This is a genomic window from Bacteroides acidifaciens, assembly GCF_903181435.1.
GTDB lineage: Bacteria > Bacteroidota > Bacteroidia > Bacteroidales > Bacteroidaceae > Bacteroides.
On the sequence record NZ_CAEUHO010000001.1, the window covers coordinates 1,187,250 to 1,209,885 of the forward strand.

Sequence of the window (22,636 nt, forward strand, 5' to 3'; positions counted from 1 at the left end):
GGAAACTATAGTTCCATCGGCGTGAAACTGTTGTTCCATCGGTGTGAAACTTTTGTTCCATCAGCATGAAACTTTTGTTTCATCGGCATGAAACTGTTCTCCCAAGCAGGTGTGACACTTATTTACCTGTAGCTTCGATCATTTTAATGTGTTGAAACAGTTTCCATGTGGAGTGGTTTCTGTATATCGGCAGGCTCTCCGCAGGAACATGCAGAATACAGTCGGCAAAGATATTTTCCGTTCCGCTGAATGTGTTCGATTGGCAGACGGGAGGAATGACTGCTTTTACGTATATATGCTGGAGCGGGCATCCGTCAAAACAATAATCCGAGAGAGATTCACAGTCACTCCCCAGTGTGACAGTCGTGAGATTCTGGCATTGCTGGAATATCCCGAGCGGCACACTCCGCAATTCGTCCGGCAATACGATCGATTCTATTTCGGAAGCATAGAAAGCCAGCTTTCCGATACTTGTGACTGAACCGGGCAATAGGATAGACCGTATTTTGCATTTTTGTAATGCGTATTCTCCGATACTCTTCAGAGTGGGAGAGAGACGAAGTTCATCTTTCTCCATTCCTTCGGGAAACCATACAAGTGCTTCACCGTTTTTGCTGTACACCATCCCGTCTATGCTGCTATATTCAGAATTTCCTATAATCACGGACAGATGTTCGAGATGGTGGCATCCGCTGGAAGGAGTCAGTTTCTTTGTACTTCCCGGAATGGATAGTGCTGTCAGTGATGTGCAGTTGCGGAAGGCATTCTGTTCAATCACCAACGTATTTTCCGGAAGTTTGATTTCCGTCAGTATATCCAGTTCGCCGAACATTCCGTTGCCGATGGTATGCTCTGTTGTATATCGCGACTCATCGTAAGACAATCCGCCTGCGACGATGAGTGCGTCCGTCAAATCCAACTTCTGCAACTGTCCCTGTGTTTGGTTGCCACGTACGTCTTTTCCACACATTTCTCGGATGAATCGGAGATCCGTCCCGTTCAGCGGACCTGTGATACTCAGTTGTGTATAGTCGTTTTTGTCGTCCTCGCCGATAATCTCGGGCAGCATGCCTGCATTGATGAGGCTTACTGCATCACTGGTGTAAAAGCGGTACGGTTCGCTGTAAGTTCTTCCGTTTTTGTTTTCGGCGAAAGCCTTCACCGTATATTCGGTATACTTTTCCAATTGGTTGATATGCAGTCGCCATTGATTGTCGGTTGTAAGGGATGCGTTTGCTTCCAGCTCTTGTCCATCGGCGGAAATATAACGGAAGCCACAGGATGTCACAGGGTCGCCGCCGTCGTCTGTGACAGCGCATAATAGAATGATACTGATAGGACCTTGTCCTAAAAAGGTGATGGGTTCTATCCGGGGACGTTCGTTAGGAAAAGTGGTGAAATGATAGGTGGGACTTTGCCGCATATACATTTCGTTTCCTGCTTCCAGACAGTAATAATAGGTGGTTCCCGGTGTCAGGTTTTGTAGTTCGGTAGTGACAAGTCCGTTTGGCTGGGAATATTCTTCACCTTTTTCCATATCCGGTGAAGTACCATAGCGGAAACGGTAACGGTTGGTATGGCTATGGGGAGGGACATTCACAGTACCGGCGAGACGGGCGCTTGTGCGGGTGATGTCCTGTGCTTCGTGCAGGATGATTTCCGGTGCCGGATTATTAGGGTGGTTCTCGTCACTGCATCCTGTTGGGAGCAGACAACAAGCGAAGAGAGCCAGGAAACAAATGATTCTTGTATGCATAGTTCAATTTGTATGTCTTTGGTGCAATTCTACGTTCTTACTAAAGAAGGCAATCATAGGCGAATGCCCAGTCCGAGGTTCATCATCCAGTATTTCCCGCCTGTGGTGATGGCGCCGACGGAAAAGGCAAACCTTCGTAGTCGGAGCATGGCACCCGCTTCGGCGGTGAGCCCTTGGGATGAATAATCGCTGTTGCGCAGGTAAGTTCCTTCGTCCGTTTGCCAGACAACCGTGCGTGCTCCATAGCCGATGCCTTCGTAAAGGCAGAAGTTACCGACAATGCGATGTATCCCTCCTGCGGTGAGGGCGTAGTATGACTTTTCGCTTCTTCCGCTGTAATAGGGTGGCAGTGCGCTGCCTGGTAGTAGTCCGTTTTTGTCACATTCTTGTCCGTTGGTACTGGGGGTAGTGCGGAAGTCGCTCAATGCATGCAGGTATATTCCATGCCGCCGCATCCAGGCAAGACGTATACCGCCTGCCGCTTCCTGGCGATGAAGTCCGATGCTCGGCATAATCAACCATGCGGCTTTCTCTTTCGGTCGTCGGGGACGTCGCCATTCAGGTACGGGAAGCTGTTGAATGGTCAGTTCGTATGTGTGCGGATCACTGACGACAGTGTTCTCCATCGGAGGAATTTTTCTCCGGGGAATACTAACGGAAGGAGCACTTAGTACCAGTTCGTAGGTCAGGCGCGACTCTAAGGGAGAAGGGAAGCGATAATCACGGAGCACACCCCATTGCGGGTGCTTAATGGTAATTTGTGTAGTACCGCGCGGGACGTATATCCACGTCTCTCCGATGTCATTTTTCCTTTTCACTATTCCCAGAGGAGTGGAGAAGGCGAAATCACGGCTGCCTACTATTTTGATGAGTGCACAGGCTTCATCGTTCAAGTCTTTCACAGGCTGAATATAAGCACTGATGTCATTGGGCAGTTGCCGGAAATTTTGTACGGAAAACTGTTGTGCGTACATAGTTGAAAAGATAAGGAACATGACGGTTGTCAATATGTACCTTCTTGTATTTAGTATGCCCCTTTTTACATCCGGTAACCTTTTCATGCTCATCAGTTTTCTTCCTGTGTCAGGAGTTAATATAGAAATATTCATTGCAGATTGAAATTACGTATGTTGAAAATCTCTTCTTCCGGCAGTGGTGTCCGGTCATCTAGCATGCGGGGTTGCCACGTGCGTACATGAATCAGTGGGGTGGTTTCATCTCTGAAATCCCACAGCAGGAACAGGTAGCCGTCGTCCGAATAGAGGTCGGAACTGTATTTCTGGCGTAGCGTGACTCCGTACAACCCCTCTTGTGTGGGGTGTCGCATTATTTTAAAGTCACTGAACAGCAGATTGATTTCCTTGTTCTGTTTGAACAAAACTTTCAGGCGTTCCAGATAAGTACGTTTGCTCTTAATATTATATTCCACTTGGTGTTGCGGCAGGTATTTCCCGTCTGTTCGGGGAGTGCTGCGGATGACCTTGCCGACGATAATCAGTGCTTCTTCGCTGAATAGTTGCGTCAGGAAGTCGATATCCTTGGTGGTGTACGATGTGCGCAGATGTTCCACATAGTTGAGAATCACCTGTCTGTTTTCCGCATCCGTTTCGGCTAGTTTTCCGGATAGTATTTTCTTCGCTTCGTCATAGAACGGATTTTGTTTTCCGATGTTCTTCCATTCATCACTGCTGATGATACAGGTGGTGTGTGGTTTTCCTGCAGATGGCTGGGTGTTTTTTTCCGATGACGAAGCGGAAACTGTTCCCGTCTTTTCCGGTCTGTTCGTAGCATTGTTTTCTTCATCTTTTGTCTTTGTATTTTTTCGGACGAAGATTTGTGGAACAAGTTGCAATGCAGAAGGATCTTCAGCGATACAGTGGTATGTCCGGTTGTCGGCAGGCTTTCCTTGTCGGTCTATCCATCGGCATTGAGTTTCGGAACGGACGATGGCAAGTCCGGATGGATAGAAAGTAGATATCCGTTCGTGGCTCTTGTTTGTATCTCCTAAGCTGTTGCCTTCGAAGTCGGCGAGCTGCCATTCGTTGCCGGTACGCAAGCACACACGGTCGTTGTCGACAATGAATCCTTCTTTGTATGTGGGAGCAATTAGTAATTTCCCTTCGCGGTCGATGAGTCCTGCGCCGTGGTCGGTATGGACAATGGCAGCGTTGTGGCGGAAGCGGAAGGCTTCACGGATGCTGTCCGGGAGGAAGATTCCTTCCTTTCCTGTGGTGCTCAGATAGCAACATTGCCCGCTTTGGCAGTTATTGTATTTTATCAGTCCGCATGCAGGTTGTGAGTCGAGTAGGGCAGGCGTATCTTGAATTTGAATACGTACGTTTCCGGACAGGTCGATCAGCTGGTAGCTGGTCTCACCCTTGTCGTTCGTGTTGCCTGTCAGTGCCAAGCCTTCGTGGAAGTCATACGCTTGGTCATATATAGGCGGAATGAGGATGTTCCCTCGAGTGTCCATATAGCCATACTTCCCTTTTCGGGTGCAGAACAAAGCTCTGCCTTCGGCAAAGTTATGTGCTAATATGATGTCGTAATGCAGGCTTATTCCGATATTGTTGATACTTTGTCCTTTCCGGTCGATGACGAGGATAGGAGAGTCCGGAAACTCTTGTGCCAGTGTGACGTCTTCAAAAAAATGTCCGACTTGAGCAAAACGTCTTGCACTGGTAGGTTGTGTCGGATGTTTTAATTCGTAGAGTTGATAATATCCTTTTTCGTCCGGCAGACTGAACATTCCATTGACCACTGCTGACGGTTGGCGAGTGAAGCTTCCGGAAGGGATTTCAATCTTTCCGTTGGTGGAGATAAGTCCCCAGTTGTCTCCTTCGTTTTCTTGAAAAGGCAGTGCGTTGATTTCTAAACTGTCCGGTTTGCATCCGGTATATAACACTGCAAACAGGCTTGAGAGAAAGATAGAAGTGACAATATACTTCAGTTTGTCGTTCATTGATAGTTAACTTTTAAAACCCCCGTTGCAAATATAAACATATTACAAGGAAATTCACCACAGATTACACAGATTTCCACAGATTAATCTATTATACTATATGATTGGAGCGGAAAGTCAATAATAACTAAGAGGCTATCTAAAAAGTCGGTTCTATCTCAATTCTCCTCCTTCCTGAAGCTACCCTTTATACACAAGTCTTAGCTGATTAACTCATACAATTCAAACTGTGTATAAAATCTATCCAGTCCATTCTTAAAGGTTATATATCCTGGAATGGACTGGCTCTTGTATGCACTCCATGCTCCTAACCTTGCAATAATCCATGCCGCCCATGCCATTGATTCTTTTTTATATGGATTTTGCTGTATTTTTGTATTTCCCTCACTCTTTTTTCCTACTATATGTAATAATTCTATTTCTTTGCTTGTAAAGTAGATTTCTGAAGAGAGGTTTTCATCTTCTTTATCAAAAGAAAGTTTGAGTACCATCACCTGCAGGGCTGCCTGCAAGGAAATTAAGATTAGTTTTTGTAATGCCGAAACTGTTTCCAACTGTGCGTCCTCAATCATGAATCCCTTTCTTTTGAGTACTCTGAACAACTCTTCAATCAGCCATCTACAACGATACCAACCGATACATTCAATTGCTTGTTCTACAGTCTCCACCACATGTGTAGTTAGCAGTCTCCATTCAATAGGACTCTCATTTATCGGTGTACTGGAAGATTTTTCTTTAACATGTATGCAATAAAGACTAACAGGGGGACTGCCCTTTGCCGGACCGTTAACAGGAGCGCACAAAGTGACTCTTTCAAAGCGAAGTTCCATACACGCTATCCGTTTCTTACGTCCGCTTCCCGGGAGCACTTCAAAGCTATACTCTGCCCGTAGAACAGCCTGATCCATTAATGTATTCAGATGGACAGAACAGTCTGGATTATCCAACCGGCAATTCCTTTCATGAACAGAACGGATCAGCAAGTGAACATTATCAGCAGGGATACGGCTGAAAAGCTCGAAAATGTCCGCTTCACGGTCACCGATAATCGTTTTAACTGCATCCCGGGGCATTTGCTCACTGGCAGCCATGCCACTTTCTATCCAACGATATGACTCTTTTTCTTCTATAGGCTGATATCTGTAATTACGTTCTTCACGACTTAAAGCATCCGGTGAGCGATTCCACTGCTTGACCGAAGAAAAGCCTATAGGAATATGGCTGGAGGCATCCACTACCAAGACTGGATGCAAAAAAGTACCACATTGCTTTTGACCGACAATGCCGGGACTGACTGTTTTTTTCTTCATTCGCTCAACATGAGCCTCATAGTTTATCTCCGAGGTATCTTGAATACACAGTAAATGCTTACGACCGGAAGCATTCTTACAGCAAGTTTGTATCAGACCTGATAAGATAGCATCAGAACTGACTGAGGAATTGTTCAAAAATCTATAAGCACCCATCTTTTCTTTATGTTCCTTACTAAATTGATTCACTATAGCACTTTGATGGACAACCATCTGAGAGCAAATTAAGTTTAAACGTCGCAAAAGCCGAGGATCACGAATTTGATCTGTCTCTAATAACATCAAGCAAAGATAAAAAAATAATATATACTTGTGTATAAAGGGTAGCTTCCTGAAGAAGGAGGGGAATTTGAGTTACTAACGACTTTTTATACAGCCTTTTCCAACCTATAGAAAACTATTTAATCTGTGAAAATCCGTGTAATCTGTGGTGAAACTAAAATTATGATTCTTCTGTTGTTTCCCAATTTTCAATTTCTCCACCAATCTCAATCTTCACTTGTTCTGGATTTTTCGTGATAGTCAGTGAAACAATATGATGCATCCCCGGCTTAAAAACGAAAGCACTTTCCATCAGGTACGACACGCCTCTCATCACTACCTCCACCAGCGGACGGCGGTTAGTGATTCGTTGCGGAACGACGATAGCCGTGTATCTGTTGTTTCCTGCTGCCTTTGCTTTCAGTGTGGCTTCCGTGCCGTAGAGTGTTTTGGTGGCTATCCCTGCGGCAAGGTCGATGGTAGCATCGGGTACGGTGTTGTGAATAAACACTTCGGCATCCTGTGGCAGTTCGTCGCCGTCATAGTCTTCGCCTTTGATGAGCCGTACGGTAAGTTTGCTCATGCAATGCTTGAATTTCAGTGCCACGGCATCATTGCCGGCGGTCTGTTTCTTTGCCGATGCCCACAGGAAGTCGCTGGCTTCATAACCTCCCAATACGTCGGCTGTGCTTGTTGCGTTTGTGCCTGCTACGTTTGGGGCGGTTGTACTGCTTTGGTCCGCTGCCACGCTGAACTCCATTTCATCTGTCGACAGGACAGGAGAGGAGTAGGGGTAGTAGGCATACACGTCATAACTGCCGTCGTTCCAGTAAATAGGGCGGGCGGGAGTCCATGCCGTTCCGTTGTAGGTCAGTGAAGCATTGTTCACGTAGTTGCCTCCCACTTGCAGAGGTTCATTTTCTCCGCAGACAAACAGACCGATGCGGTCGTTTGTCTCGAAGTCTGTTTCCGTGGCGCGGCTGGCAGGAGCAGTTTGTTGTTGTGAAGGATGCGAAATCCGGAACTGCATCACGTTGTTCCGTTCTGTCTCCTTACTGCCTGCCGTTTCTTCCTGTCCGCAGCTTACCATCGCCATGCTGGAGAGCAGGCAGATGCAAGCCGTATAGATGGTATGAATCGTTGGTTTCATATTCTTTTTTTCTTTTTCCTTTTTGATTTCCTTGATTTCTATTCAGAGTGTATAGTCTCCTTCCGACTATTTCAGCGGGCTGCCTTTATGAATCCGTGGCGGATATTGATGTGTATGTACGCGGCTTCCTGCATACGGGGCATCCATAGCGCGTGTGATGGCTCCCGCATCTTTCTTGTCTTTTTGTACAAACTCTTCGAACGAATATGTCTCGCCTGCATACTTCTTGATACGTTTCACGATAGACTCGCGGCAGATGGTGCTGTAGTAGGGGATATTATTGTTCATGCAGCTGGTCTGTTCCGAACGGAATACCCCACGGCTGTGCATGAATCCGCCTTCGTAGATGTCCACCCGGTCGCTGTAGCGTTCGTCAAATATCAGGTGGCTCCAAGGTACTTCGTGCATTTTGCCCGTCAGTGAAAGATTGTCGTACCAACCATTGGCCTTGGCACCGTTGAATTCGGAGACGTGTTTGCAACACTGATTTCTATTACAATCACAGAAGGTAATGAACGAATTATGATAGATGTATTCGTCACCGAACTTGCCGAACCCATGTCCGCCGGCTTCATGCTGGATAATGCCGCGTGCGTCATACGGGTATGTATCGCTGCTTACCGGGCAGAAGGCGATGGCGGAACCATCGCTCCACATCTTACAGATGCCGCCATAGTCGGTCGTGTTCGGAGTCATGACAATCAGCGTCTGATTCAGGTTTGCCCGGGTCACAGACGGAATCCGCAAGGCATAGTTAAACACTGCATCATAGTCGCACTGCAATCCTACACCACCTCTGAATGTGGTTTCGAACTTGGTATAGCGAATGGTGTTGACTGTGCCGATGCCGCTTTCCAATGAGACGGGAATGGCGGTGTGCACATTGAAATAGTTGCGATAGGTGGTGTAAGGCTCGATGGCAAAGAAACGCTCCACCTGGTCCTCGATAGTTTTCAAGTAGTTGCCTTCGGCAATATCCTTGGCATTGTAGCCATCGCCCAAGAACACAAGATTGATGCCGCCATTGTTTCCTTGGGTTGCCTTTTGCAGGGTCACGATTTCGTCTTCACCATATTGGTAATCATACTGATTGACTGTGCATTTCGTGGTGTAATACTTATCTTTCAGTTTAAAAACAATCTCACCTGTACGTCCTTCGGTCGTACCCTTAGGCATTTCGTCGATAGTCAGTGTCAACTCCGTCTTCTTCGAGCCATTCGTTTGTGACAGGTTACACCAGTCGGGCATACTTGTCACTTCCCAATCGCCTTCTGCATTCAATATCAGATTACGTGTACAGCGGGTATTGAGGGCGTTGGCAATGGCAGGACGGCAGATTAGTTCGTGATGGGTGCCGATACGTTTGAATTCGTTCCAGCCTGGTGCTGTTTGGTAGTCGGTAACAGTGGATTCGGGAACTTCAACGATAAAATTATCTTTAGGCACTCCATCGAAGGCACCAGTGGATATGTAGGGCGGAATAGTGCTTTGGCATACGATGGAACCGATGCCGAAACAATTGTAGAATGCATTGTTTCCGATATTTTCTATACTTTTGGGAAAAATGATACCTTCTAATGATGTACAATCAGAGAAAGCGTTTGTACCGATGGCTATGACATTACTTGGTATTTCTAAAGTTCCCGAGATACGGTGATTTCCCCGAAATACATTTTCATGAATTATTTCTAATTTTGAGGGAAGTTTAAGCTCGCCGGAAAAATTACAACCCTCAAAAGCATTTCTTTCTAAAATGATTAACTCTTTAGGCAAAATTAATTCCCCTTTAAAGCGACAACAGCTGAATGCATTACCTTCGATTACTGTAATTCCATTATGCAAAGTCAGTGTACCATCGAATCCGCAATTACTAAATGTACTATTTTTAATTGTAGTAATAGTTGGGGGGATAGATAAAGAACCGGATAATGAATTGCAATGGTAAAATGCATATTCACCTAAGTAGGACAATTTGTCTGGTAGATAAAGTGCTCCATATAAATTATCACAACTATTGAAACTCCAATTCCCTATATGTTTTAAATGAGAGGGTAGTGAAAGTTCGCATGTGAAAGAACATCCCAAGAAAGCACCATCATATATTGCTTCTAACGTAGAGGGTAAATATAAAGATCCGGTTAGAGAGATGCAACCTCTGAAGGCATCAAAACCAATAGTGTTAACTCCTTCGGGTATGTATAAAGAACCGATTAAAGAATTACAACCGTAAAATGCACCATTATCTATAGCTTTAAGTTTATCAGGTAAGAGCAAATGCATAAGAGTCTTTTTTTCTTTCATTGCATTACCGGGAATTTCATCATTGCTATATTCTGTAATTCCTTTTATTCTCACCTCCTTTAGATTTAATGACTGCAACTTATTCATCTCATTTCTCATGAAAGAGAAATCTGTCGCATTAATCTCTCCCGTAATCTTCAAATTCTGCAACTTCGTATAATCCTTATTCGCCGCCGTGATACACTCCTTCAACGTCCCCGCCTCTTCCACATGAATCACAATATACTCTTTTGCGGTAGCTTCATGCGAAGCCATATCATTCTCCCATGCCGTAATAGATTCATCAATGAGTTTAAACTCATACTGTCCGCTTGCTTCCTTCTTATTCACCTGAATAGTGAAATTATGCATTTTCCCGGCTATGTACGTAAATGCTTCTTCCTTCTTAAACGTATAAGGCATTCCATCTACCGTAATACTGAAAAGCACTTTTCCTGCTTCTACAGTCTGTGGCACCACAATGGCGCGGAATTCATTGTCTTTGCGGAATGGGATAGTCCCTGTCTTGGCAACTTCGCCTGTAGCAGTCACATTACCTGTGGCGAGGTCAATCACCGAACTACGCTTGGTGTTCAGAACCAGTACTTGTTTCTCCAGTTCTATCCATGCTCCTTCAGCGAATCCCTCGCCCTCTTTCAAGGTAATGCGGGCATTACTCATCTTATGCCGCAATGGCAGCCGGATTATTCTATCCGTAGGTGCTACGTCCGCTGCCTTTCCCCAAAGGAAGTCACTTGCTTCGTAACTTCCCATTTCATCCCCATTATTTCTCGTTTGATCTTTCTGTACTTCAAATGCATATGCGTTTACATCCGTTGGCGAGGCATATGGATAATACCCATAGATGTCGACATGGGTGTGGTCGTCCTTCCAATAGATGTCGTAGGCAGAATTCCATTTATAGGCGGCTTCATCGAAAGTATGAGGAACGTTCGTTCCCCGATTGCCGTTGGTTGCCAATGTCCCCGGTGTGTTGCCATTATAGTCTACAACGTATACCCCCATAATGTCACCATCACAGAAACCATTGTCGTTGACACGGGTCACAGCCACTTGGTCTATCTCTCCCGACAGGGAGATGATGCGCGAGTCCTGTCCCTGCGAAACGCCTTCCAGCGCCTCGTTGTCGTTGCATGACGTGAGCATCAGTGCCGAAGCGACACCGAATGCCATATAATAATGCCATCGCTTTCTCATATGCATATGCTTTTTATGTGATTGTTTGCTTATTCGGCTATGCCGCCATTGTCGATATCATCGTCTTCCCAAGCACCGATTCCCACATTGATGCCGTTGCTGGTCTTGCTCACGGTCACGGAGAAGGTATGTCTTTTTCCTCCGACAAAAGTAAATTCCTTTTTGAGGTTGAAGTTTCTGTTGTCAATATTAACCGTAATAAAATTATTGCCCGAAACAGTTTGAGGGACAATCAGTGCCTTGTACGAGCGGTTGTTCCCGTTCTCGAGCGGAAGGATGGTGTGGGCATCCCCCGTAGCAGTGGCAGTTCCGTGGACGAGGTCGATGGCTGCTCCGGTCTTTATTCCGTTCATCTTTACGCTTATTGCCGATTGCGCCAAGGTCTCGTCTGTGAATCCGTTGCCTGCCTTGACATTGATAACCGCGCAACTAAACATGTGCTTGGTCGTGATGTTGACTGCTTCCGCTGTAGGTGCCACTCCCGAAGTCTTGCCGTAGAGGAATTCACTGGCTTTGTAGGCTGTTTCGGTAGACTGGTCTTCTTTCACGGAGAAGGCATAAGATGTGACATCGGCAGGCGTCCCATACGGGAAATAACAGTAGAAATCCGCTTTCGTGCTTTCATCTTTCCAATAGATTTCGTTGTCAGGTGTCCATGTTCCGTTATAAGTGAATCGCATGTTGTTCACGTGATTGCCGTTGTTCTGCAATGTTCCCGGTGTTGTGCCGTTGTAGTTCACCACATACAGTCCGATTTTGTCCTGGCTTTCATAACCCCAATCGGTGACGCGGGTGCCGGCATTTGCCATTTCGTTGGTGCTTGTTGTGCTTGCCACGCAATTCAATGTAATGGGAATTTGCTTCGTGGATGGTACTTCGGGTATCTTCGTCTGTTCCTCTTCCCCTGATGAACAGGCACTCAGCAGTGCTAAAAGACAACTTACCCCTAATAAATGTAGTTTCATAATGATTAGTTTTTTTGATATTCATTGCAAAAGTAAGCTGTTGTTTTATTCAAATCAAGTTCATAATGGTTCATAAAGAATAAATTTTGTGTGCGCTCGAACTTGAAAGGAGGGGAAAAACATCCGGATGTCTTATTGCTAAAACATCGCTTTCGGAGGGCTAAAGCTATGCTTTACGACTCATAAAGCTTAGCTTTAGCACCCGTAAAGCGATGCTTTAGTGCTAAATCTTCTTTTTCTGCCAGTTTCCTTTCTTCATATACATGTAGCAGAGTATCAATGTGAAAATGCCATATACAGACTCCGTTGTCCAGGCAAATGCGATGTCCATCCGCAGATATAGGATAAAGTACATTGAGTAAGCGATATAAATGGTCAGTACGCAGAGTTCCATAGCCAATGCTGTGCGGGTGTTTCCCGTACCTGATACCGACTGGAAATAAACATTGGCGGGGACTAGTACCAGATAAGCCGAACATAACACCCAAAGAGAGTGGACGGATGCTTCCCTTAATTCAGGCATGTCCGTATAGATACTCAGAATCAGGTCTGGGAACAGGCAGAAGAATACCAATATCGGTATTACGAGCATATATCCGATACGGATATGCTGTCTGATAGTCCCCCGTACGCAATCCTGTTCGCCTGCACCGATAAGGTTGCTGACTAGCGAACCGCAGGTAGAGGCGAAAGCCATTGCAATCATAAACGGAATTCCCGATACATTACGGATAATATTGGCTATTGCCAAAGAGCGTTCTCCCAAGTGTTCCACGAAGAGGAAGAACATAAACCAGGTCGATAGGGAAACGAAGTTCTGAATCATCGTCCAAACGGAAATGTTGAGAATCCGTTTCAACATCTGTACACGGAATTTTGGCAGGATATTCAGTGCATACTTCTTGCAGTCAATCCGTTTCCATGTATAGATGATGAAGAAAATCACCGAAACCATTTCGGCTAACGAAGAACCGATGGCGGCACCGGCAATACCCAGTTGTGGGAAACCGAATTTACCGAAGATCAGAATATAGTTGAATACTATATTCGAGACTACCATCACAATGGAGTTCAATGTCAGTGTCTTGGTCTGGGTGGTTCCTACGAAGAACGCACGGAACATGACGCCAACGAAAGAGAAGAAGAAACCGTAGACTCTCCAGTGTATATAACTTTCGGCTGCATCGTAAATGTGCGGAGAAGATATGATATTCTTCAATATATGCGGTGAGAATACAACGGATAGCGTGAATAAGATAGCTGCCACTATCAATAAGAAATAGACACCCTGATAGAAGATCGATCCTATCTCTTTGTAATTCCCTTCCCCGTTGCGACGGGCAATCAATATCTGGGCTCCGATGCTGAAGCCGAAAGCCAGCATAAAGATAGCAAGGTAATATACACCGGCAATGGCGGATGCTCCCAGTTCAATCTCGCCGACACGCCCGAGAAAAGCGGTGTCCGTCATGCCTATCAGTTGCTCCATAATCAAACTGATGAGGATGGGATAGGCGATAGTCCATATTTGTTTATAAGTATATTTAGTCTTCATCATACTTTGTTTTTTATAGAAAGAAAGCCGGGCAACCAAAATAGGATGTCCGGCTTTCTCAGAATATATAGGATTTTATTCCTTATTTCTTATTCTGTCTTTGCTGCTGCAATAGCTCCTGTTGCTTTTGCATCGCTTCCAAGCGGGCGGCAAATCCGGTCTTTTTCATTTGCTTCGGGTCTTTCTTGTTCGCTTCAAGGATAGCCAGTAATTTTGTTTCGTCAGTTGTTTTACGAAGCAGAATCATAGTACCTACGCTAATCAACGTCGACACGAAGTAGTAATAGTTCAAACCTGACGGATAATCGTTCAAGACAAACAAGAACATAACCGGCATCAGATACATCATCCATTTCATTGCCGCCATCTGCGGTTGTGCTCCGTTATCCTGCATAGACATCGAGTACTTCGTGTTCAAGATGTTTGTCAACGTCATCAGCAAGCAGAACAAACTGAGGTGGTTGCCAAGGAATGGGATATGGAACGGGAATGTGATGATAGCGTCATAAGTGGAAAGGTCGTCCGCCCACAAGAAACTCTGTTGGCGCAACTCAATAGCACTCGGCACGAACATAAACAAAGCCATCAGGATAGGGAACTGCAACAACATCGGCAGACAGCCGCCCATCGGACTTACCCCGTATTGGCTGTAAAGCCCCATCACTTCCTGCTGTTTCTTCATCGCATCTTCCTGCTTCGGGTACTTCTTGCTGATTTCGTCGATTTTCGGTTTCAACACGCGCATCTTGGCAGAAGACATATAAGTTTTCCAGGTAGCCGGGTAAACCACGACTTTCACCATGATAGTCAGAATTAACAGCACGATACCCATGCTCAAGCCCCAGCCGGACAACCAGTCAAATACGTTGATAGTAATGAATTGGTTAATCCAGCGGATCAACGGCCAGCCCAAGTATACCAGTCTGTGAAGTTCCCATTTTTCGGTACGACCCTTATCCAGTGCTTTCAGCGTCTTGAAGTGGTTCGGACCAAAATAGAAATACATCTCTGTCGATTCTTTACCTGTCGGATCGAAGAACGTGTTCATCTCAGCCGAGTAATCCTTGATGTATCCGCTGCCTTGCTGTTCCATTCTTGACTTTACAGAAACTTTTTCGAAATCCTGCTCAGCAATAAATACAGAAGAGAAGAACTGGTTCTTGAATGCTACCCAGTCGATACGGTTTTCCAACTTCTTGTCGTCATCCTTGGCAGCCGACAGGTTATCTACATTTTCCCCTGTGACCTTGTAAGTCAGTTCAGACAAACGGTTTTCGTAAGTGAATCCTTTTTCCAATTGGCGGGCACGTTGCGACCAGTCGATATCCACATATTTGGTGTTTGCCAGTTTGTCCGCCATACCCGTTGCCTTGATTTCAAAGTTCATCAGATAGCTGTCCGGTTTCAGAGTGTAGATGAAGTCGATATAACTATCTCTGTCTGCAGCCAGGCGCATAGTAACACTACTATCCGTTTTGTTCACAGCTTCAAAGAAACAATCCTTTGTCTGTATAGCGCCTTCCTTGTTGTAGAAGTTAAAGTTCATCGAAGCATCATCACCGTCGAACAGCATGACCGGAGTCTTTTTGTCTTGTGCCATGTAATCCTTCAGCATAGCTGAATATACACGTCCGCCTTTAGTCGTGAAAGTGATTTCCGCTACATTATTCTGGATGCTGACTTTGGAGTCAGTTCCATGCATGGCATTGAAAAATAGGGCAGAAGAATCGGCTGCCGATGCGGCAGTCTCTTGCTTGCTGTTAGCCAGTGCAGCTTCCGTTTTCGCCTTTAGCGCTTCCTCTTGCTGCTGTACTACGGCTATAGAGTCGTAGTATCTTTTTTGTGCAGCTATCTGTTCCTCGCTAGGACGGCTTAGATAACTGAATCCTACCAATAATATACCTATTAAAACGAGACCTGTGATGGTGTTTTTATCCATTCTTATTTTAATTACAAATTACTAATTATTTTTCGTTTTCGATAGCCGCTTTCACAAACGCTACGAATAACGGGTGTGGGTTCAGTACCGTACTGCTGTATTCCGGATGGAATTGCGTACCTACAAACCACTTCAATGCCGGGATTTCTACAATTTCCACCAAGTCCGATTCCGGGTTGATACCTACACATTTCATGCCGGCAGCCTCATATTTTTCTTTGTAGTCATTGTTGAACTCATAACGGTGACGGTGACGTTCCTGAATGTGTTCTTGCCCGTAAGCCTGGTAAGTCTTGGTATCTTTCTGCAACACACATTCGTAAGCACCCAAGCGCATAGTGCCACCCATATTGGTGATTGCTTTCTGCTCTTCCATGATGTCTATCACATTGTGTGGAGTCTTCTCATCCATTTCGCGTGAGTTGGCGTCAGCGTATCCCAGTACATTGCGTGCGAATTCAATAGCGATACATTGCATACCCAGGCAAATACCGAAAGTCGGAATGTCATGCGTACGCGTATATTTGATAGCGACAAACTTGCCGTCAATACCCCGTTGACCGAATCCCGGACCAATCATGACGCCTGCCATACCTTTCAAAGCTTCATCTACGTTCTCGTCTGTCAGCTTTTCGCTATTCACGAAATGAACTTCCACTTTGCGGTCGTTGTAAGTACCTGCCTGTGATAAAGCCTCACGGATAGACTTATAAGCATCCTGCAAATCGTACTTTCCTACCAATGCAATATTGACCGGTTCTTTAGTCTCTGCTGCGTGACGGCGTTCCAGGAATTTGCGCCATGGGCCGAGTCCCGGAGTTTCTCCTACCGGCAGTCCCATTTTTTCAAGAATAGTGCTGTCCAGTCCTTGTGCCTGCATCAGGATGGGTACTTCGTAGATTGTTTCCGCGTCGATGGACTGCACTACAGCTTTGTCATCCACATTACAGAATTGTGCAACCTTTCTGCGCAATCCGTCGCTTAACGGATGTTCGGCACGTAATACCAATACATCAGGTTGGATACCTACGCTCTGCAGTTCCTTTACCGAATGTTGTGTCGGTTTTGTTTTCAATTCTCCGGCAGCGGCAAGATAAGGAACATAAGTCAGGTGTACGCAAAGAGCGTTTTTGCCGAGTTCCCATTTCAACTGACGGATGCTTTCGAGGTAGGGGAGTGACTCGATGTCGCCTACCGTACCGCCGATTTCGGTGATAACAAAATCGAATTTGTATTTGTTACCCAACAGCTTCACATTCCGCTTGATCTCGTCCGTGATATGTGGAATCACTTGGATTGTCTTTCCCAAATAGTCTCCACGACGTTCCTTGTCGATGACGCTCTTGTAGATACGTCCCGTAGTAATGTTGTTCGCCTTTGTCGTTTGTATGCCCAGGAAACGCTCATAGTGTCCCAAGTCGAGGTCGGCTTCATGACCGTCTACGGTTACGTAGCACTCTCCGTGCTCATAAGGATTCAATGTTCCCGGGTCAATGTTGATGTACGGGTCAAACTTTTGGATGGTTACATTATAACCTCTTGCTTGCAGCAACTTACCGATGGATGATGAGATGATGCCTTTTCCTAATGAAGAGGCAACACCACCGGTGACGAAAATATACTTTGTTTCTCCCACAGCTATAACTGTTTTAAAAATTGTTTACTTAGTAGTATTCTTACGAACTTAAAAAGCGCAAAAATATAAAAAAAAGAGGAAGAATGCTGTCTTTCGTCTCTACAAATTTATTAAAAAATGCAATTTTAAAAGATTCCTATGATTTCTGAACAAAATAATGTAGCTTTGCAGCCTAAACCATAGACAAATATGATGAGAATTACTACTTTATGTTCAGCTTTTATCCTGTCATTATTATCGTTACCGCTTTCCGCGCAGGAGCCTGTCGGTGATTCCGTACTTCCGGTCGACTCGGTGCAACCTGCCCCTGAAGTGGTCAAACCTGCCAAGAAAGCCAAATCTTCAAAAGTGGTGGCAGAAGCCAATGTTGTGAAGGAAGATACGCTTTCAGCAGAGCTTCAGAAATATTTGATGCTCAAACTTAATATGTCGGGTCCGATACCTAAATTGGATACGGTCTCTTATTTATATAATAAGTATATCGCCCAGTTGGATTATCTGAATGATCTTTCCGTACCTGCGCGTTACATTCCGTCCGATCCCGACTACTTCCGCCTGTTTACTCCGTTGGCATATTATTATGCCCCGATGGAGCAATATTCAAAGCTGGAATGGAAACCGGCACAACCGGACACCACTCTCCAGCTAACAGCCGAACTTCTTCCTTATGACACATTGGCATTTACCAAAACCCAACGTGCCAATACAATAGTCAATAAGGTATTGATGGATCTTTATCTGCAAAAACCGCAACTGGTAGTCACTACAGAAGACCGTATCATGAGCCGTGATGTTTTTCGTCGCGATGTGAAGCCAAGGATATCTCCGAAAGCCAGCGTTGTACATCTCTTCCAGCCGGAAAATATGGATAGTAATGTAGGTAAGGCGGATATGAAAATCAGCCGTCCCAACTGGTGGGTGACCGGGGGTAACGGATCGCTGCAAATCAGCCAGAACCACCTCTCGGACAACTGGTACAAGGGGGGAGAAAGCAACTTCTCCGGTCTGGCGACTTTCCAAATCTTCGCGAACTACAACGACAATGAAAAAGTCCTGTTCGAGAATCAACTTGAAGCAAAAGTGGGCATGACTTCCACTCCTTCGGACGAACACCATAAGTATCTGTTTAATACCGACCAACTTCGTTTGTATAACAAACTAGGTTTGAGAGCTTTTAAAAACTGGTATTATACTATTTCTTCTGAATTCAAGACCCAGTTCTTCAACGGCTATAAAGCTAACAGTGAAGAATTGGTTTCAGCGTTCATGTCACCGGCAGATTTGGCGGTCAGTGTCGGTATGGACTATAAACTGAGTAAGAAGAAATTCAATCTTTCTGTCTTTATGGCACCATTGACTTACAACTTGCGTTATATCGGCAGCTCGGAAGTAGACGAAACCAAATTCGGCCTGGACGAAGGTAAGTGCTCTAAGAATGACTTTGGTTCCCAGTTGCAAGCGACACTCAACTGGACGATAATCTCCGCCGTAACCTTGGAATCCCGTTTCAATTATCTGACCAACTATCATTGGGCGCGTGTTGAATGGGAGAACACATTCAACTTCGTCCTGAACCGTTATCTTTCCACCAAGCTTTATGTGCATACCCGTTTTGATGATAGCTCCAAACCGACTGAAGGTGAGAGTTTCTTCCAGTTGAAAGAATTGCTCAGTTTCGGTATCAATTATAAATGGTAAGTAAGAAATACAAATCAGGCGCGGAATTTCCGCGCCTGATTTGTTTAGGGATGTTGTATAAAATATGGGTAGTAAAATAAAACCAATGTGATAGCGGATTTTTCACGTCCAAAATAGTTTTAACTGTATATTTCTATTTGTGTGTAAAAAAAGAAAGCGTTTTTTCTTGTTTACTATTTATAATTTTGCCTATATTTGCAACCAAATTCATTCCGTTACTCTATGAGTAGCGGAGAAATGAAGGCTAAATTACATGATCATTAACAAAAATGACGATCGAAAAACTCTGCCAACAAATGTGATTGGCAGCGGCGTAGCACGCTCAAAACGTTGGTTAGTGGCAATTGTACGCATCTGTCACGAGAAAAAAACGAGTGAGCGTCTCACAAAAATGGGGATTGAAAACTTCCTTCCGATTCAACAGGAAGTGCATCAATGGAGCGATCGCCGTAAAATTGTCGACCGGGTATTAATTCCGATGATGATTTTCGTTCATGTTGATCCACATGAACAAAAAGAAGTCCTGACCTTATCTTCAATCAGCCGTTACATGGTACTACGTGGGGAGAGTACTCCGGCTGTTATTCCCGACCAGCAAATGTTGCGATTCAAATTTATGCTCGACTATTCGGATGAGACGATTAGTATGAATACATCACCATTGGCACCGGGAGAAAAGATACGGGTAATCAAAGGACCATTAGCAGGACTGGAAGGGGAACTGGTAAATGTGAATGGGAAATCAAAGGTTGCTGTCCGATTGACAATGTTAGGGTGTGCATGCGTGGATATACCGGTTGGATGTGTAGAGCCGGTATCGGAAAAGGGGAAATTACACGATTAATCATCTTTTTATTTTATGGGGGTATGGGGATTCTACTACAAGAATGTAATGAAAGTTTGCGAAATCTAGCAGACAGTCTATCAGACATCGGTGATGAAAAATCAGATACATATACCGGTGACCTCTCGAATAAATAAAAATCCATGAAAGTATTGATAAATTGTATCTTTTGAAAGATGCAGTGTAGAAGAGTGCGTAACTATCAGAAGGTGATAATTATCGATCAAATAAATCAATTTGAAATATAATTTATTCGTTTATACTATAATGGAAAAAACATTAAGGGGTATAGCTCAATACGCTCGTAAGAACTATTTGAGTTATTGGATCATTTTGGGTATTGATACGGTGGTATCTGTTTTATGTTCATTGGTCGCTTATGCCGTTATTCATTATATGGCGCATGTTCCGATGAGTGACCGGGTGCTTTGTCTGTTGGTTGGCGTTTCTTTGGCGGCAAGTGTTGCCGGAGCCTTGTTGTTTCACACCTATCGCAATACTATCCGCTTTTCTCAGGCACGCGAGCTTTGGCGTATCATGTGCGCTGTATTATTCAAAATAGGATGTTTGTTTGTGATTTCTTTTTGGATCATATCCGACACACAACTGCTTGATAATTATAAAGTCTCCTACCTTCTGTTTGACGGTCTGTTGACACTGGCTGCGCTGACGGTCTTTCGTGTTTCGCTTATCATCACTTACGATCTTTTGTTGGATTGGGTAAATAAAAAGAATACACGTATCCTTATTTATGGCGTTGATGAGGAGAGTGTGGCTTTGAAGTTGCGTCTCCGTGACAGTGCGCATTATAAGGTCGCAGGTTTTTATGTTTATGGCAAAAACAACAGCCGTCGCCATTTGGCGGATCTTCCTATTTATTATTTTGAGAACGAAGCGGATGTTGACTATATAATACGCAAGCGTGGTATTAAGGGTATTCTGTTTGCCCGTTATGAGGATACCCGTCTGGAGGAGAACCGCCTTTTGGAGTATTGTAAAAGCAATAAGCTTAAAACTCTGATTGCTCCCACTATCAGTGAGGCGGATTCCGACGGTAATTTCCACCAGTGGATACGCCCCATTAAGATTGAAGACTTGTTGGGTCGTGCTGAAATAAACATCAATCTTCGTCAGGTCGCCGAAGAATTCCAGGGCAAGGTTGTGTTAGTAACCGGTGCTGCCGGTAGTATCGGCAGTGAACTTTGCCGTCAGCTTGTACAGATGGGCATTCAGAAACTCATCATGTTTGACTCTGCCGAGACTCCTTTGCATAATGTCCGTCTTGAATTCGAGAAGAATTATCCTGCCATAGATTTTATTCCTGTGATTGGTGATGTGCGTGTGAAAGAACGCGTACGTATGGTATTCGAGCTCTATCATCCACAAATTGTCTTTCATGCTGCCGCTTACAAACATGTACCTTTGATGGAGGAAAATCCTTGCGAAGCTGTTCTGGTGAATGTCACAGGTTCCCGTCAGGTAGCTGATATGGCAGTAGAATATGGTGCTGAAAAAATGATCATGGTCTCTACTGATAAAGCCGTTAATCCTACCAATGTGATGGGGTGTTCTAAACGTCTGGCGGAAATCTATGTACAGAGTCTGGGATGTGCCATCCGTGAGGGTAAGGTTAAGGGACATACGAAATTCATCACTACCCGTTTCGGTAATGTCTTGGGTAGTAACGGTTCTGTGATTCCCCGCTTTAGGGAACAGATAGAGAATGGAGGACCTGTTACAGTCACTCACCCTGATATCATCCGCTTCTTTATGACTATTCCTGAGGCTTGCCGTTTGGTAATGGAAGCCGCTACGATGGGAGAGGGTAATGAGATATTTGTCTTTGAGATGGGTAAGGCCGTTAAGATTGTCGACTTGGCTACCCGTATGATTGAACTGGCTGGTTATCGTCCGGGAGAGGATATCAAGATAGAATTCACAGGCTTGCGCCCTGGTGAGAAACTTTATGAAGAGGTATTGAGTGATAAGGAAAATACGCTTCCGACCGAGAACAAGAAAATTATGATAGCTAAAGTCCGTCGGTATGAGTATGCCGATATCCTTGATACGTACACAGAATTTGAGAGACTTTCCCGTGCGGTTAAGATCATGGATACGGTCAGACTGATGAAGAAAGTGGTTCCTGAATTCAAATCAAAGAATTCTCCACGGTTTGAGGTGCTGGATAAAGAATAATAAACTAGAATATATTATGAACAATTCATTTTGCATTGCTGCAAGTATGCGGAAAAAAGTCGGTGGAATACTTTCCTGCCTGTTTGTACTCTTTCTGCTTGCTTCCTGTCAGTCATACAAGAAAGTTCCCTATTTGCAGGACTCAGAAGCGGTGGGACAGGCTATCCAACAGGAAACTCTGTATGATGCTAGGATAATGCCTAAGGATCAGCTTACTATCATGGTGTCATGTACCAATCCAGAATTGGCAGCTCCTTTCAACCTGGGAGCGAGCGGTTCTGTCGGTTTGACTGCCGGAAACTCACAGGGTGCTTCCCAATCTTCCCCACAGACTTATCTGGTAGATAATGAGGGTAATATCAATTTTCCTGTATTGGGAATCTTGAAAGTGGGTGGACTGACCAAAAAGGAGGTGGAGCAAATGATCGTGGAGAAACTGAAACCTTACATCAAAGAAACACCGATTGTTACCGCCCGTATGGTCAATTATAAAATTTCTGTCTTGGGTGAAGTTGCCGCTCCAGGTACATTCACTATCAGCAATGAAAAAGTGAATCTGTTGGAGGCCCTAGCTATGGCGGGTGACATGACTATTTATGGAATTCGTGACAATGTAAAATTGATTCGTGAAGGTGTCGACGGTAAACAGCAGATCATAACATTGGATTTGAATAAGGCTGAAACTCTTCTTTCCCCTTACTATTGGTTGCAGCAGAATGATATTATATATGTGACTCCTAACAAAGCGAAGGCCCGTAATTCAGATATCAGTAATAGCACAGGCCTTTGGTTATCTGCTACTTCTGTTTTAGTATCATTGGCAAGTATATTAGTAACAATCTTCAAAATCAAAAAGTAGCATTGTA

The 22,636-nt window shown here is 44.7% G+C and carries 14 protein-coding genes; 4 read left to right on the forward strand and 10 right to left on the reverse strand.

The annotated features are described in order from the left end of the window. Window positions 1-118: 118 nt before the first annotated feature. From CLIN57ABFB40_RS04800 to CLIN57ABFB40_RS04845, 10 genes are all read right to left on the reverse strand, one after another. The gene (locus tag CLIN57ABFB40_RS04800; RefSeq protein WP_175629116.1) at window positions 119-1,756 is read right to left on the reverse strand and encodes a leucine-rich repeat protein; all 1,638 of its coding nucleotides are present in this window, start codon (window positions 1,754-1,756) and stop codon (window positions 119-121) included. A 53-nt stretch (window positions 1,757-1,809) separates the two neighbouring features. Further along, entirely contained in the window at window positions 1,810-2,817 is a 1,008-nt protein-coding gene (locus CLIN57ABFB40_RS04805) for a hypothetical protein (protein WP_175629117.1), read from the reverse strand. Between the two features lie 44 nt (window positions 2,818-2,861). Beyond that, window positions 2,862-4,718: a WG repeat-containing protein gene (locus tag CLIN57ABFB40_RS04810; RefSeq protein ID WP_175629118.1), complete on the reverse strand. Its 1,857-nt coding sequence runs from the start codon at window positions 4,716-4,718 to the stop codon at window positions 2,862-2,864. Between the two features lie 200 nt (window positions 4,719-4,918). Further along, a complete protein-coding gene (locus CLIN57ABFB40_RS04815) occupies window positions 4,919-6,310 on the reverse strand; it encodes an IS4 family transposase (RefSeq protein ID WP_262886940.1) in 1,392 nt (463 codons plus the stop codon). A 160-nt stretch (window positions 6,311-6,470) separates the two neighbouring features. Continuing rightward, a complete protein-coding gene (locus CLIN57ABFB40_RS04820) occupies window positions 6,471-7,439 on the reverse strand; it encodes a fimbrillin family protein (protein ID WP_175629119.1) in 969 nt (322 codons plus the stop codon). A 66-nt stretch (window positions 7,440-7,505) separates the two neighbouring features. Further along, window positions 7,506-10,937, reverse strand: coding sequence for a fimbrillin family protein (locus tag CLIN57ABFB40_RS04825; RefSeq protein WP_175629120.1), 3,432 nt, complete (start codon window positions 10,935-10,937; stop codon window positions 7,506-7,508). 29 nt (window positions 10,938-10,966) lie between these two features. Continuing rightward, the gene (locus CLIN57ABFB40_RS04830) at window positions 10,967-11,902 is read right to left on the reverse strand and encodes a fimbrillin family protein (protein WP_175629121.1); all 936 of its coding nucleotides are present in this window, start codon (window positions 11,900-11,902) and stop codon (window positions 10,967-10,969) included. Window positions 11,903-12,125: 223 nt separating this feature from the next. Beyond that, complete coding sequence (bexA, locus tag CLIN57ABFB40_RS04835; protein ID WP_175630338.1) at window positions 12,126-13,457, reverse strand: multidrug efflux MATE transporter BexA; 1,332 nt, start codon at window positions 13,455-13,457, stop codon at window positions 12,126-12,128. An 82-nt stretch (window positions 13,458-13,539) separates the two neighbouring features. Then, the gene (yidC, locus tag CLIN57ABFB40_RS04840; protein ID WP_175629122.1) at window positions 13,540-15,396 is read right to left on the reverse strand and encodes a membrane protein insertase YidC; all 1,857 of its coding nucleotides are present in this window, start codon (window positions 15,394-15,396) and stop codon (window positions 13,540-13,542) included. Between the two features lie 25 nt (window positions 15,397-15,421). After that, window positions 15,422-17,032, reverse strand: coding sequence for a CTP synthase (locus CLIN57ABFB40_RS04845; protein ID WP_175629123.1), 1,611 nt, complete (start codon window positions 17,030-17,032; stop codon window positions 15,422-15,424). A 189-nt stretch (window positions 17,033-17,221) separates the two neighbouring features. Between CLIN57ABFB40_RS04845 and CLIN57ABFB40_RS04850 the strand changes: the two genes are divergently transcribed. The 4 genes from CLIN57ABFB40_RS04850 (at window position 17,222) to CLIN57ABFB40_RS04865 (ending at window position 22,629) form a co-directional block, all read left to right on the forward strand. Further along, window positions 17,222-18,730, forward strand: coding sequence for a DUF3078 domain-containing protein (locus tag CLIN57ABFB40_RS04850; RefSeq protein ID WP_175629124.1), 1,509 nt, complete (start codon window positions 17,222-17,224; stop codon window positions 18,728-18,730). A gap of 253 nt (window positions 18,731-18,983) precedes the next feature. Next, window positions 18,984-19,574, forward strand: coding sequence for a UpxY family transcription antiterminator (locus CLIN57ABFB40_RS04855; protein WP_175629125.1), 591 nt, complete (start codon window positions 18,984-18,986; stop codon window positions 19,572-19,574). Between the two features lie 267 nt (window positions 19,575-19,841). Continuing rightward, window positions 19,842-21,770 (forward strand): polysaccharide biosynthesis protein, encoded by a 1,929-nt coding sequence (locus CLIN57ABFB40_RS04860; RefSeq protein ID WP_175629126.1) that lies wholly within the window; start codon window positions 19,842-19,844, stop codon window positions 21,768-21,770. A 16-nt stretch (window positions 21,771-21,786) separates the two neighbouring features. Next, complete coding sequence (locus CLIN57ABFB40_RS04865) at window positions 21,787-22,629, forward strand: polysaccharide biosynthesis/export family protein (protein ID WP_175629127.1); 843 nt, start codon at window positions 21,787-21,789, stop codon at window positions 22,627-22,629. Window positions 22,630-22,636: the final 7 nt, after the last annotated feature.